Consider the following 13618-nt stretch of genomic DNA (forward strand, 5'->3'; position numbering starts at 1 on the left):
GTCTTCTACTCGACGATCCGTTTCGCCCCGAGGTAGCGCGCCGCCCAATAGCGGTCGTGCAGGCTCGAGACGGTCACGCCGTGGCTGGACGAGGCGTGGATGAACCGGTCGCCGCCCAGCGAGATGCCGACGTGCGACGCGCCGGCGGCGTAGGTCTGGAAGAACACCAGGTCGCCCGCTTTGGGCGTTCCGTGGATGCGGTGGGCGACGTCGAACTGCGCGTCGGCCGTCCGCGGCAAGTGCCTGCCGATCATGGCGAACACGTGCTGGACGTAGCCCGAGCAGTCGAACCCGTTCGCCGTCGTGCCGCCGAAGACATACGGCACGCCCAGAAACCGCATCGCGTTGCGGGTCAGCGCCGACGCCATCGCGGCGCCGCGGGCGGCGATGCCGCTGGCGAACTTCTGAATGTGCAGCAGACGCGAAACCTTGGGCGTCGACTCGCTCGACAGTTCCGTCTTGGGTTCCGCATTCCACATCGCGAGGTCGGCGCCGTCGGTGGGCGCCGCGACGTCGGCCGAAGCCGAGCTGGCGGCGGCCGCGCTCATCGCGGCCGTAGACCCGGGATCACCCGTCTGCGCTGCGCTGGCCAGAGCCGGAATACCGGCCGCGAGCATGCACGCAAAAAACCCGGTCAGGATGGAACGTAGCAACAGCTGCTCCTTCTTCCACACGTACGGGGTTAGTTGACGGGTTCGGACGGAAGAATCGCCCGCGCGCCGACCGGCGCGTTCACCCCTGCCCTGGGAAGTCCCCCGCTCCGGTGCGTTGCGGGCACCGGACTCCGTGATCCGTTAGCAGGATAACGACGTATCCGGCGGAGCGATAGACGCTTCACCGAACCGGTGACCCGAATCCGGGCCACGCGGCATGGATAGGACCCGGAGCTCCCCGTCTCCTCCCGGGCTCGGCCGGGGATCGTAAAGAATCCCTGGGAGCTACCCGGCGATGCCGCGAATCGTTCGGGCGACCGCCTCCGCCACGGCGTGCGTGCGCGCTTCATCGCGGCTCTCGACCATCACCCGCACCAGCGGCTCGGTCCCGGAGGGCCGTACCAGGATGCGCCCCTGCCCCGCCAGCTCGCGCTCCGCGGCGCTCACGGCGGCCCGAACCGCGGGGTGCTCCCACACGCCGCGGTCCTCGACCCGGACGTTGACGAGCACCTGCGGATAGACGTCGAGCCCCGCCGCCAGCTCGTGCAGCGGCGTGCGGGTACGCGCCGCAACGGCCAGCAGCGCCGCTGCGGTCATCGGGCCGTCACCGGTCGTTCCCCGCGTCAGGTCGATCACGTGGCCCGACTGCTCGCCGCCGAACCGGTACCCGCCCGCGCGCAGCGCCTCGAGCACGTACCGGTCGCCGACGGCGGCGCGGACCAGCTTCACCCCGGCCGCGCGCAGCGCGACCTCGAAGCCCATGTTCGCCATCACGGTGCCGACGACGGTGTCGCCGGGCAGCTCGCCGCGCGCGTGCAGATCGCGCGCCAAGATCAGCATCGCGTGATCGCCGCTGAGCAGCTCGCCGGACTCGTCGACGAACAGCGCGCGATCGGCGTCGCCGTCGAACGCGACGCCGACGACCGGTCCGGTGCTGCGCGCGATCTCCTCGCGCACGCGCGCTTGCAGCGCCCGCAGGTTGGTCGCGCCGCAATCGACGTTGATGCGGCTGCCGTCGTCTTCGGCGTGCAGCGCGATCACGCGCGCGCCCATGCGTTCGAAGATCGCCGGGCCCACTAGATACGCCGCGCCGAACGCCGCGTCGACGACGACCGTCATTCCGTGCAAGTCGGCGCCGGCCGCCACCACCTTGGCGAACCAGCTGTCGATCAGCCCGCGGTTCGCGCCGACCGTCCCGACGCCCACGCCGGTCGGACGCGGCAGCGAGGGATCGTCGAGCAGCGACTCGATCTCCGCTTCTTCCGCGTCCGAGAGCTTGAAACCGTCGGCACCGAACAGCTTGATCCCGTTGTCCGCGATCGGGTTGTGCGAAGCCGAGATCATGACGCCGGCCGCCGCTTCGATCGCGGCGGTGATCGACGCCACCGCCGGCGTCGGCACGACGCCGAGCTGCACGACGTTGCGCCCGGTCGAGGTGATCCCCGCGACGATCGCGCCCTCGAGCATCGGGCCCGACAAGCGCGTATCGCGCCCGACGACGATTGGCTTGTCCAGCGCCTGCGCGTGCGCGATCACCGCCGCCCCCGCCCGACCGACCTTGAACGCCAGCTCCGGCGTCAAATCCGCGTTCGCAACCCCGCGCACGCCGTCGGTGCCAAAAAGCCGTTTCATGGTTCGCAGACCCGACGATGGTGATGGACCGAGCGCAGTAGCATCGTGCCTTATCCGTGTCGTTGTTGCGAGGTCGGGCGGGGGGCCCCATCGCTGTGCGATGGGGGGCGCGCAGCCCGGGGCGGAGCGCCTTGAGACGACACGAACTTCACTTGTACGCGAACTAGGTTCGGGGAGACTTGGATGCCGGGGATCTCGTGGCCGTCGGCGTCGGTCGGGGTGGGGCTGATCATCTCGTCGAGGTCCTGCGGCTTGCGCGGGATCGGCACCTCGACGCGCACGGCCGCGACGTGGTCGAGCGCGGTCGCGACGCCGCGCACGACGGTCGCGGCCGGCGTCACCGCGGCCGAGTCGACGACGATCCCCGCGCGCTGGCCGGCGTAGTCGAGGCTGACCGGCATCGCGCGCTGCTCGAGCCGGTCGAGCGAGACGATCACCGAGGCCGGCGAGAGCGAACGGATCGCGACGTCCGGTGAGACGACGTGGACCGGAACGTTGTGGAAGCCCGGATCGAGCAGATCGCTGACGTCGACGACGGCCTGGAACTGATCGGTCCGGAACGACTCGCCGTTGCGCGGCACGTCGATCACGACGGTCGCGGTCTTCTCGTTGCTGGTCGCCTGGTAGCCCGCGCGCACCCCGGTCACCACGATCGGCACCGCCAGCGTCTGGTCGAAACGGGCGAAGGTGCCGGGCGCCGCGGCGAGATGGAAATACGCCCAAGCAGCGACGGCCAGCGTGAGCGAGAGGAGCTTAAGTCCGAAGTTGTTCCTGAGGCGACTGAGCACGCGGAATCCGGGTCAGCAGATTGGCCAGCGGCCCGCCTTCGGCCTGGGAGCGCCGGCGCGAAGGTCGCACGCAAGCCGCCAGCACGCGCCGCAGCCGCTCCTCGTCGTCGATCGGGACCGAGAGCCGGCCGGCTCGGGCGACCGAGATCGAGCCGTGCTCTTCGCTGACGACGACCACCACGGCGTCGGTCTGCTCGGTCAAACCGACGGCCGCGCGGTGGCGCGTCCCCACGTGGCGGTCGACGGCGATCGCGTTGTCGGTCAGCGGCAAGAAGCACGAGGCGCCTTCGACGATCAAGTCGCGCACGATCGCGGCGCCGTCGTGCAGCGGCGAGCTCTTGGTGAAGATCGCCAGCAGCAGGTCGAGCGACAGCCGCGCGTCCAGCGCGGTCCCGCTCTCGACGTACTCGCGCAGCCCGGTCTGCTGCTCGATGACGATCAGGGCCCCGATCCGCTCGCGCGCCAGCAGCGCGCCGGCATGGGCGACGATGCGGATCTGCTCGGCCGCGATCTCGTCCTCGGCCAGCCGGTCGCGCACGAACAACCGCCCGCGGCCGAGCTGCTCGAGGCCGCGGCGCAGCTCGGGCTGGAAGATGATCGGCAGCGTGACGGCCGTGCCCAGCAGCAGGTACTGCATGACCGTGGCCAGGACCAGCAGGTGCAACAGGTTCGAGCCGGCCAGCACGACGACCAGCGCGAAGAGGCCCAGCATGATCTGGACCGCGCGCGTCCCGCGAATCAGGAGCAGCAGATAATAGATGAGCAGCGAGGTCGCGATGATGTCGATCGCGTCGCTGAGGCCGAAGCGAATCGACCCGATCGGCCAGCTCACGAGCGCCTCGCTCGCAGGGCGGCCTCGATGGTGCGGCTCGCGTCCAGCTCCGGATCGCCCAGGCCGGCGGCCGCGATCGCGGCGGCGCCGTCTTCGGTCAGCGGCTCCGTGACGCGCGCGGGGACGAACACCGACTCGATCGCGATCAGGTCGTCGACCAGGTCGCTCGAGGTGATCGCGTCGTCGAAGCGCACGGTCACCGCCGCGCCTTCCTCGACCACGTCGAGTACGCCGACGGGCGCGCCCGGCCCGCGCAGCGCGTCGACGACGTTCGCGCGCGCGAGCGGATCCAGAACGGATGCGGTCCGGGTGACGATCACGGTCACGACGACCTTCGCGTGAGCGAGGACGGACTCCGCCGCGCGCGGGTGATCGCCGTCGGCCGCAACGCGGCATGGATCGTCGCCGACGACGAGGTCGAGCCCCAACTGGCCTCGCTGCGCAAGGGCAAGGGCCACGTCATGCTGGCGCCCGGCGACCTCGTCGCCGCGCACACGATCGCCGACGACCGCGTCGTCGTCGACGCGCTGCTGCCGCGCGCGTTCGCGCTCGAACGCCGCACGCCGGGCGGCCGCACCAAGACGATGGCCGCCAACGTCGACACGCTGGCGATCGTCGCCGCGCTGGTCGAGCCCTCGCTGCACCTGGGGCTCGTCGACCGGCTGCTCGCGTTCGCGGAGCAGCACGGCTTGGCGCCGCTGCTCCTGCTGACCAAGGTCGACCTCGCCGGCGAAGCGGCTGGCGCCGAGATCGCCATGCTCTACCGTGGTCTGGGCATCCCCACGCTGCTGCTGCACCCCAAGAGCGGTCGCGGGCTCGACGACCTGCGCGCGCAGCTGGCCGCCCGTCACGCGCTGCTGGTCGGCAACTCCGGGGTCGGCAAATCCAGCATCTTCCGCGCGCTGGGCGGGATCGCCGTGGTCGGCGACCTCTCGCGCTTCGGTCGCGGCCGGCAGACGACGACCTCGGCGCGCCTGGCCCGCCTGGGCGAGGGCTGGCTGATCGACAGCCCCGGGATCGGCGAGTTCGCGCTGGATCCGATGCCGGCCACCGCGGTGGCCCAACTCTTTCCGGAGATCGCCGAACGAGCCCCCGACTGCCGCTTCGCCGACTGCCGGCACCTGAGCGAGCCCGACTGCGCGGTTCGCGCCGCGGTCGACGCGGGCGCGATCGCCGCCAGCCGCTACGCCTCGTATCGCGACGTGGTCCTGGAGGGCGGCGCGGTGCCGGAATCCTTCCGGCGACCGTAGACTGGACCCCCTTCGGTGTGGTAGTCTACTCCTCGTGCCCAACATCAAAGCCGCCGAGAAGTGGGTTCGGCAGAGCGAGACCCGCACGCAGCGAAACCTCGCGACCAAGACCAAGCTCAAGACGCTCTTCAAGAAGGCCGTCAAGGCCGCCGATGCCGGCGTGACCTCCGCCGTCGAGGGGCAGTTCGACAAGGCCGCGCGCAAGGGGATCATCCACCCCAACAAGGCCGCCCGCAAGAAGGCGCGCCTGGCGCGCGCCGTCGCCGCCGCCGCCAAGTAGCGGCCGGCCGGCTCGACCCCGCACGGCCGCCCGACGGGCGGCCTTTTTCATGCCTCGACGGCAATGACCAGCCGGACGCCCGGGCTGCCGGCCGCCAGCGGTACGATCCGCTCGCGGATCGCGGTCCGGATCGCGTCGTTGTCCTTGGCACGGACGGCCAGCCGGTAGCGCCACTCCTCGTTGACCCGTGCCACCGCGTACGGCGCCGGGCCGAGGACCTCGAAGCGCGGGTCCTCGCGCAGCACGGCCGCCCAGCCGCCGATCGCGTCCTCGACGGCGCGCCGCGAGCGCCCGATCGCGCCCAGCTGGGCCAGCCGCACGAACGGCGGCCAACGCAGACCGCGCCGTTCGGCCAGCTCCGCGCGCGCGAAGCCGTCGTAGTCGTGCCGGGCGGCGAACGCGATCGCCGGGTGCTCGGGGGAGTAGGTCTGCACGATGGCCGTGCCGGGCCGGGCACGCCCGCTGCGGCCGCAGACTTGCGTGAGCAGCGCGAAGGTCCGCTCCGCGGCGCGGAAGTCGGCGACGTGCAGATCGAGATCGGCGGCCAGCGCGCCGACCAGCGTCACCTGCGGAAAGTCCAGCCCTTTGGCGACCATCTGGGTGCCGACCAGGATGTCGCCTTCGTGCGCGAAGCGCTCCAGCAGCCGCGCGTGCGCGCCGACCCGCGTCGTCGTGTCCGAGTCCATGCGCACCACCACGGCGCTGGGGAACAGCCGCTCGAGCTCCTCGACGACCCGCTGCGTTCCGGCCCCGAACTCGCGGATCGGACCGTCCCCGCACTGCGGGCACACTACCGGTACCGGCTCGCGATGGTCGCACCAGTGGCAGCGCAGCAGCGCTTCGCTGCGGTGCAGCGTCAACGCGGTCGAGCAGCGCGGACACTCCGGCACGTGGCCGCAGCCGCGGCAGAGCACGAAGCGTGCGCTGCCGCGCCGGTTGATGAACAGCACGGTCTTCTCCCGCCGCGCCAGCCGCTCGTCGATCGCCTCGGTCAGCGCGCTCGAGAACACGCGCTTGTTGCCGGCCGCGAACTCGGCGCCCATGTCGACGATCCGCACCGCCGGCAGCGGCTGCGCGGTCGCGCGCTGCGTCAGCCGGATCAGCGGGATGCGCCCGGCGATCGCGCGCGCGTAGTCGTCGAGTGCCGGGGTCGCGCTGCCCAGCACGACGACGCCGCCGGCGCGGCGCATGCGCTCGCGCGCGACCGCGACCGCGTCGTAGCGCGGGACGCTGTCTTGGCGGTACGAGCCCTCGTGCGCTTCGTCGACGACGATCAGCCGCACGTCCTCGAGCGGCGCGAAGACGGCGCTGCGCGCGCCGACGACGACGTCGATCTCACCGCGCGCCGCCGCCTGCCAGGCGTCGAAACGCTCGCGTTCCGAGAGCGCGGAGTGGAGCACCGCGACCCGGTCGCCGAACGCGTCCTCGAAGCGCGCCGCCGTCTGCGGCGTCAACGCGATCTCGGGGACCAGCACGATCGCACGACCGCCTTCGCGCAGCACCCGTTCGATGGCGTGCAGGTAGACCAGCGTCTTGCCGCTGCCGGTCACGCCGACCAGCAGCACCTGCGCGAAGGCGCGCTCGTCGAGCAGCGCGCCGATCCGCTCGATCGCCGCGCGCTGCTCGTCGGTCGGCGTGAAGGCCGGCAGACGCACGTGCGCGCTGCGCTCGCGCCGCAGCTCGCGCACCTCTTCGCGCAACGCGCCGGCCTGCAGCGCGCGCCGGATCACCGCGTCAGAGAACCCGGCCAGCACCGCGTCGCTGCGCCGCAGCTCGCCCGAGGCGCAGACCAGCGCCACCAGCGCGGTGACCTTGGCGCCGCGCACCGCGCGGTCGCCCGGGACCAGCACGCGGACGGTGGCGGCGCCGATGCGCGCGCCGCCCAGCACCCGCCGCCGCGCCAGCGCGCCGGCCCGCACCAACGCGTCGATCGCGCGCAGCAGCGTCGTGCGATCGCCGGCGCGGCGCGCCTCGGGATGCCGCAGCAGCGCGTCGGGCGAGACGCCTTCGCGCAGGTCGGTCCAGAGCAGCCGGATCAGCCGCTCGGGAACCGCGGCAAAGCGTTCCGGGAGCGGCGGCTCGCCCTGCGGCACCAGCCGCTCGACGGCGCGCGGGACGGCGGCGGCCAAGACGAGGACGCCCAGCGCCTCGCGCAGCGAGCACACGTAGCGCTCCGCGATCCAGCGCGCCAGCGCGAGGCCGCTCCGGTCGAACGCGCGCGGCCCCTCGACGCGCGCGGCCACCTCCTTGACGGCGCGCTGCTCGCCGTACGCGTACGGCGCGGTGACGACGTAGCCGTACACCTGGCGCGTTCCCAGCGGTACGCGGACGACCTCGCCGACCGCTAGTGCCATACCGGCGGGGACGCGATACGTGAGCGCTTGATCGAAGCGCGCGGTGCGCAGATGCGGCAGGACGTCGACGACGAGCACGCTCACCGAGCAGGACCCGCGCAGAGCGGACGCGAGGACATTCAGGTGACGATTCCCGCGAGCGCCCTGACCGCCCCGCTGCGCACGACCGTGGTCGGTAGCTACCCTCAGCCGGACTGGCTGGTCGACCGCGACCTGCTCGGCGCGCGGCTGCCGCCCCGCGTTCGCGCGCGAGAGATCTGGCGCGTCCCCGAGCAGTGGCTCGAGGCGGCGCAAGACGACGCGACGCTGATCGCGATCCGCGACATGGAGCGGGCCGGCGTCGACATCATCAGCGACGGCGAGATCCGCCGCGAGAGCTACTCGAACCGCTTCGCGACCGCGCTCGAGGGGATCGATCTGGAACACCCCGGCACCGCGCTCGACCGCACCGGGCATCCGAATCCCGTCCCGCGCATCGTCGGCGAGATCCGGCGCCGCGAGCCGGTCATGGTGCGCGACGTGCAGTTCTTGCGCGCCAACACCGACCGGCCGATCAAGATCACCGTCCCCGGGCCGTTCACCATGTCGCAGCAGGCGCAGAACGACGCCTACCCCGACCTCGCGTCGGCTGCGATGGGCTTCGCCGCCGCCGTCAACGCGGAGCTGCACGATCTGGTCCGCGCCGGCGCCGACGTCGTGCAGATCGACGAACCGTACCTGCAAGCGCGCTCCGACGCGGCGCGCGAATACGCGCTGCCCGCGATCGCGCGCGCGCTCGAGGGGATCGGCGGCGTGACCGCGCTGCACACCTGCTTCGGGTACGCGCACGTCGTGCACGCGCGTCCCGAGGGCTATCCGTTCCTCGACGAGCTCGACGGCGTCCCCGCCCGGCAGATCGCGATCGAGTCGATGCAGCAGCACGTCGACCTGGGCGTGCTCGAGAAGCTGCCGCACAAGACCGTCATCTTGGGCGTGCTGAACCTGGACGACGGCGCGGCCGTCGAGACGCCCGAGCAGGTCGCCGCGCAGATCCGCGCCGCCCTCGTGCACACGACGCCGGAGCGGCTGATGATCGCGCCCGACTGCGGCATGAAGTACCTGCCGCGCGCGACCGCGTTCGCGAAGCTGCAAGCGATGGTCGCCGGCACCAAGCTCGTCCGCCGCGAGCTGGGGATCGCCGACTAGAGCCGCGTCAGCCGGCCGTCGACGCCGTAATACGAGACGGCGTCACGGCCGCCGCGTTTGCTGTGATACATCGCGGCGTCCGCGTTCTCGAGCAGCGCGCTCGCGGTGGCGGCGTCGGCCGGAAAGCAGGCCACGCCGATCGAGGCCGTGATCGTCACCGGTTCCGGCGCTTGCGCCGGCCGCAGGTGCGCGAGGTCGAGCGACGCGATGCGCGCGCGCAGCGCTTCGGCGCGTTCGATCGCGTCGGCCTTCCCGCTCTCGCCGAACACCAGGCAGAACTCGTCGCCGCCGTTGCGGGCGACCAAGTCGGCGTCGCTGCGCGCGGCGCCGCGCAGCACGCGCGCCAGCTCGCGCAACAGCGCGTCGCCGGCGGCGTGCCCGTAGCGGTCGTTCCAGGCCTTGAAGCCGTCGGTGTCGACGAACAGCAGGGCCGACTGCGCCAGCGGGGCGTGCCGCGCGGCCTCGATCAGCGCACCCAGCCGCTGCCGGAGCGCGCGCGGCCCGAGCAGACCGGTCAGCGCGTCGTACTCCGCGCGGTGACGATCGATGGCGCGATCGAGCGCGATCACGTACGCCGGCGAGGCGTGGTCGGCCAGCGCCGCCACCCGGTCGACGGCGTCCGCGTCGAGCGGCCTGCGCGACGATGCGACCAGGACGCACGACCGGCCGCCGTCGAGCGCCAGCGGCACCGCCACCGCGCCGGCGTCGCTCGGGTGCACCGGCCGCGGCGGCGTCTTCCCGTTCAGCTGCACCCGATGGCCGGCCCGGTAAGCCAGCACCGGCAGCGCGGTCGCGTCGTCGAGCGCGAGCGCGGTCCCCGCGAAGTACGCCGTTCGTTCGCCGGCGGCGAAGACGCAGCGCAGCTCGCCCTCGTGCGCCTCGAACAGCAGCACGGCGTCGATCGCGGGCACGAGCCGTCGCACCGCGAGCGCGATCTCCGCGCGCACGTCGTCCACGCAGCTGCGCGCGGCGTCGGCCAGCCGCCGCGCGGCGTCGACGAAACCCGCTTCGCGTTCGCGGGCCAGCCGCAGCGCGAGCCGATCCGCGCGGCCGCCGGCGCGCGTGCGCAGCGCGACGAACAGGCCGCCCAGCCCGACGGCGAGGCTGCCCGCGCACGCGATCTCGAGCGCCGCGGCCGCCGCCATGACGCGCACGGTGCCCGCCCGCGCGGACGCGCAGTTACGGGATCAGCGCGCGCAGCTTGTCGGGCTCGGTGACCACGACGTGCGCGGTGCGCATGTCGACCAGTCGATCGTCCCAGAACCGGTTCAAGGTCCGGTTCACGGTCTCGCGCGTCGTCCCGATCATGTTCGCCATTTCCTGGTTGGTCAGGCGAAGCGTGATGCGCGTCCCGTTCTCGACGTGCTCGCCGAATTGCTCGCTCAGGTTCAGCAGCAAGGAGGCGAGCCGGGCGCGGATGTCTTGCGAGGTGGTGGCGGCGATCAGCGCGTTGGCCGCCCGCAGGCGCTCGGAGAGCTCGATGACGAGCAGCTTCCCGATCTGTGGATTGCGGTCGATCAAGCCCAGGAAGTCGTCGCGGCGGACGGCGCCCACCTCGACGTCGGTCAGCGTCTTGATCGACGCCGAGCGCAGGGAGCTGTCGAACATCGACATCTCGCCGAAGAAATCGCCTTCCTTGAGGATCGAGAGGATCGTCTCGCGCCCGTCCGGACCGACCCGGCAGACCGCGACCGAACCGGCCGCGATGACGAAGAACGTGTCGCCGGGCTCGCCCTCGCGCACGATGAACTGGTGCTTGGGATACCGCCGCTCGGCGACGGTAGCCAGCACCTGCCCCAGCTGTTCGTCGGAGAAATCCCGAAAGAGCGGGATCCGACGCAGGGTGGCGAGGTCGATCATCGCGTGGTCATTCGCAGGGGCTGTACGGCGCGCCCTCTCGACCGCTCATTTGACCTTGACGCGGAAGCAGATCGTGCCTTGGGAGGTCCCGGTGGCCCCGCTGGGGACGATCTTCCCGGTCGTGCCGCCGATGGTGACCGTGAACGACTTGGACCCGGCGGTCCCGCCGGTGAACGTCGAGCCCGCCGTCGTGTCGCCGTAGGACGTCCCCGAACACGTGGCGCCGGCGACCAGCGCCTCGTTCAGGCCGTTCGAGTTCACGCCCCAGGTCGCGGTTCCGTTCTCCGTGATCGTGAACGAACCGGCCGTCGTGGTCGGATACGCGCCGGCGATCGTGCTCTCGCTCGAGCCGCCCGCGATGACGTTGCGGTAGTCGATCGTGTAGAGCACGATCCCGCCCGGACATACCGTACCGGCCGGCGGGCTGCCGCTGCAGCCGCTGCTCTGGATCGTCTCGTTCTTGGTCAGCACGATGTAGCCCGGATAGAGCTCGTTGTGCGTGTAGTTGATGTTGGTGCCCTGGCTGGCCGCGATGACCGCGTCGTAGCGCGAGAACGCGACCACATCGGCCGGCGCGCTGTAGACCGCGTAAACGGTGATCTGGCCGTTCGTGCGGCGCGGCACCGCGTACGTCCCGGTCGACGTCGCGCCGGCCACGCCGTTCGTGAAGTCCGTGCCCGTACCGCACGTCGTGCCGGTGACCGCGCCGCAGATGCGCACGGTCCAACCGCTCGGCACGGTCGGCGCGGTGCCCGTCACCGTCACGTCGACGGTCGCATTCGTGGTGTTGTCGTACTCGAGGTCGTTCTGCACGACGAACGTCGTCGGCCCTTGCGTGATCGTATTGCCGATCGGCGACCCGGCCACCGTTCCGCTGTTCGTCAGCGTCGCGCCGGTCGGAAAGAATCCCACCGCGGTGAAGTCGTTGTTGTTGTTCACCGCGACGTTGCCGTCGTAGCTGCCGGTCGCGTCGTAGTTGCCGGTGCCCGGCGGCCCGATGTACGGCACCGTCCCGGTCGAGCCCGCCGTGTAGCACTCCGCGCCCGACGCGACGCCCGGGATCTGCGCGGCGCTGACGATCTGCGCGCTGCCGGCGGTGCCCGCCGTCGCGCCGTAGGAGTCGGCCATCGTCGTCGTCGTGCCGTTGGCGCCGCCGGCGACGGTCGCCGTCACGCTGCTGCTGGTCAACACGGTGCCGCCGCCGCCGCCGCCGCCGGGGCCGTGCTGGATCGCGTACGTCGTGTCGCTGCTCGTGTCCGCGGCGGTCGTCCCGGCAGCGCCGTCCGCGTGGACGGTGATCCCGGTGAACGTGTTCGGCGAGGTGATCTCGACCGTGCCGCCCGCGCCGCCGCCGCCGCCGCCGTCGTTGTCGGGCGCAAGGCCGGTCGTGCCGTCCGCGTAGACCGTGGCCGCGGTGCCGCTGGTGTCGGCGATGCGCATCATGACGATGCCGCCGCCGACGCCGCCCGAGCTGCCGTAGTTGCCGACGCTGTTGTTGTTCGAGCCGTTGTTGTTGGTACCCGCGCCGCCGCCGCCGCCCATGAACACGCGCGTGACGGACGGGGTGAGCGCCGCGGCACCTCGGCCGCCGATGTCACCGGTATTGGTCGTGCTGTAGTTCGCAGCCGTGTGCAAGCCGGGCGAGCTCTGCGAGTACTCCGAGGTGTTGCCGCTGTAGTTCGGGGTCCACGGGTAGCCACCGTTCCCGCCGGCGCCGCCGTTACCGCCGCCGCCGCCGCCGCTGTTCTGGTCGTTCGCGACCGGGTCCATGTCGTTGCCGCCGCCACCGGCGTTGGCCGGCGCGCCTTTCCCCATGTCGCCGCCGGGATAACCGTCGGCGGTGCCGTGCGTCACGGTCGGTGAAGCGGGGGTCGACGGCGTCGTGAAGCTCGTGTAGTAGAACAAATAATCCGGCGTGCCCGCGACGCCTTCGCCCTTCGAGCCGAAGCCCGGTGCGTTGCCGGCGCCGTTCATCTGCGAGGAGTCGGTCCAGTCGCTGTTGAGCACGCTGGTCGGCGTGGTCGATGCGACGCTGACGCCGCCGCCGCGGAAGCCGTTGCCGGTCGCGTAGATCGTCGCCCCGCCCAAGTTGAGCGTCGTCGCTATGTCGAGCGCGGCGACGCCGCCGGTCTTGCCGTCCCAATATGCCGCGTGGAACGTGCTGCTCAGCGTGGCGGAGACGTACTGCGGCACGCGAACGATTTGATAGGTCTGCTGTCCTTGACCGGCGTTGCCGGCGCTCTTGACGTAGGTGTTGATCAGGCCGTTACCGCTGCCGGCGCCTTCGATCGTCGCGGTCGTCCCCGTCACGCTCTGCACGCCGACGTACTCGTAGAGTCCCGCCTGCCCGAGCGTCTGATAGCCGCTCCCGCTCGCGCCGTCACCGTAGGCGCTCGAGTTGCTGGTGCTGATCGTCCCGTCTTGCATCTGGATGATCAGCAACAGGTCACCGGCCGCGACCGCGGTGCTGGCACCGCCGCCGCCGGTGTCGATCGTCCCCAACGAGACCGTGGTCGCGCCGGCAGCGAGCGTTCCGCTGGGCGGACTGTAATACGTGTCGTAGACGCCCGAGAGCGTGCCCGGCGAGCCGTCCTTACCTGCGGTCGAGGCGCATATCGGAGCGGCCAGCGCCGGCTGCGCGCGAAACGTCGCCGGCGCGAGTACGACGATCTGCGCGCACGCAATGAGGAACGCGACGAAACGGCGACGCGAGAGCACGAGGTCCATTCTACGTCGCCGCTGCGTACCGCGTCCCCTTGCTTGGGGAACTTTTTGCACTCGAGG

12 protein-coding genes and 1 riboswitch are annotated in these 13618 nt (G+C 71.7%); of the genes, 3 read left to right on the forward strand and 9 right to left on the reverse strand.

Annotated elements, in window-relative coordinates; all coding sequences use genetic code 11:
- Positions 1-5 precede the first annotated feature (5 nt).
- The 5 genes from VMD91_05620 to VMD91_05640 form a co-directional block, all read right to left on the reverse strand.
- Complete coding sequence (locus tag VMD91_05620; protein HTW83533.1) at positions 6-548, reverse strand: C40 family peptidase; 543 nt, start codon at positions 546-548, stop codon at positions 6-8.
- Between the two features lie 108 nt (positions 549-656).
- A riboswitch (cyclic di-AMP (ydaO/yuaA leader) is annotated at positions 657-799 on the reverse strand.
- A gap of 139 nt (positions 800-938) precedes the next feature.
- Complete coding sequence (glmM, locus tag VMD91_05625) at positions 939-2285, reverse strand: phosphoglucosamine mutase (protein HTW83534.1); 1347 nt, start codon at positions 2283-2285, stop codon at positions 939-941.
- Between the two features lie 50 nt (positions 2286-2335).
- The gene (locus tag VMD91_05630) at positions 2336-3073 is read right to left on the reverse strand and encodes a hypothetical protein (GenBank protein ID HTW83535.1); all 738 of its coding nucleotides are present in this window, start codon (positions 3071-3073) and stop codon (positions 2336-2338) included.
- Positions 3039-3905 carry a diadenylate cyclase CdaA gene (gene cdaA, locus VMD91_05635; GenBank protein HTW83536.1) on the reverse strand — a complete coding sequence of 289 codons (867 nt, stop codon included), beginning with the start codon at positions 3903-3905 and terminating at the stop codon, positions 3039-3041. Before cdaA ends, VMD91_05630 begins: the two co-directional genes overlap by 35 nt.
- A complete protein-coding gene (locus VMD91_05640) occupies positions 3902-4225 on the reverse strand; it encodes a hypothetical protein (protein HTW83537.1) in 324 nt (107 codons plus the stop codon). Before VMD91_05640 ends, cdaA begins: the two co-directional genes overlap by 4 nt.
- A gap of 18 nt (positions 4226-4243) precedes the next feature.
- Between VMD91_05640 and rsgA the strand changes: the two genes are divergently transcribed.
- Positions 4244-5155 (forward strand): ribosome small subunit-dependent GTPase A, encoded by a 912-nt coding sequence (gene rsgA, locus VMD91_05645; protein HTW83538.1) that lies wholly within the window; start codon positions 4244-4246, stop codon positions 5153-5155.
- 34 nt (positions 5156-5189) lie between these two features.
- Positions 5190-5435, forward strand: a complete 246-nt coding sequence (rpsT, locus tag VMD91_05650; protein ID HTW83539.1) for a 30S ribosomal protein S20 — start codon at positions 5190-5192, stop codon at positions 5433-5435.
- Positions 5436-5482: 47 nt separating this feature from the next.
- Here the strand turns inward: rpsT and priA are convergent, their stop codons facing one another.
- Complete coding sequence (gene priA, locus VMD91_05655; GenBank protein ID HTW83540.1) at positions 5483-7873, reverse strand: primosomal protein N'; 2391 nt, start codon at positions 7871-7873, stop codon at positions 5483-5485.
- A gap of 39 nt (positions 7874-7912) precedes the next feature.
- Between priA and VMD91_05660 the strand changes: the two genes are divergently transcribed.
- Positions 7913-8974 (forward strand): uroporphyrinogen decarboxylase family protein, encoded by a 1062-nt coding sequence (locus VMD91_05660; protein ID HTW83541.1) that lies wholly within the window; start codon positions 7913-7915, stop codon positions 8972-8974.
- Here the strand turns inward: VMD91_05660 and VMD91_05665 are convergent.
- The 3 genes from VMD91_05665 to VMD91_05675 are packed head-to-tail and all read right to left on the reverse strand — an operon-like array spanning position 8971 to position 13552.
- Positions 8971-10119 (reverse strand): GGDEF domain-containing protein, encoded by a 1149-nt coding sequence (locus VMD91_05665; GenBank protein HTW83542.1) that lies wholly within the window; start codon positions 10117-10119, stop codon positions 8971-8973. The genes VMD91_05660 and VMD91_05665 overlap by 4 nt on opposite strands.
- A gap of 34 nt (positions 10120-10153) precedes the next feature.
- Entirely contained in the window at positions 10154-10834 is a 681-nt protein-coding gene (locus VMD91_05670) for a Crp/Fnr family transcriptional regulator (protein ID HTW83543.1), read from the reverse strand.
- Between the two features lie 45 nt (positions 10835-10879).
- On the reverse strand, positions 10880-13552 hold the full coding sequence (locus VMD91_05675) for a hypothetical protein (GenBank protein ID HTW83544.1): 2673 nt from the start codon (positions 13550-13552) through the stop codon (positions 10880-10882).
- Positions 13553-13618 lie beyond the last annotated feature (66 nt).

It is taken from the genome of Candidatus Sulfotelmatobacter sp., assembly GCA_035504415.1.
In the GTDB taxonomy this organism is placed as follows: domain Bacteria; phylum Vulcanimicrobiota; class Vulcanimicrobiia; order Vulcanimicrobiales; family Vulcanimicrobiaceae; genus Vulcanimicrobium.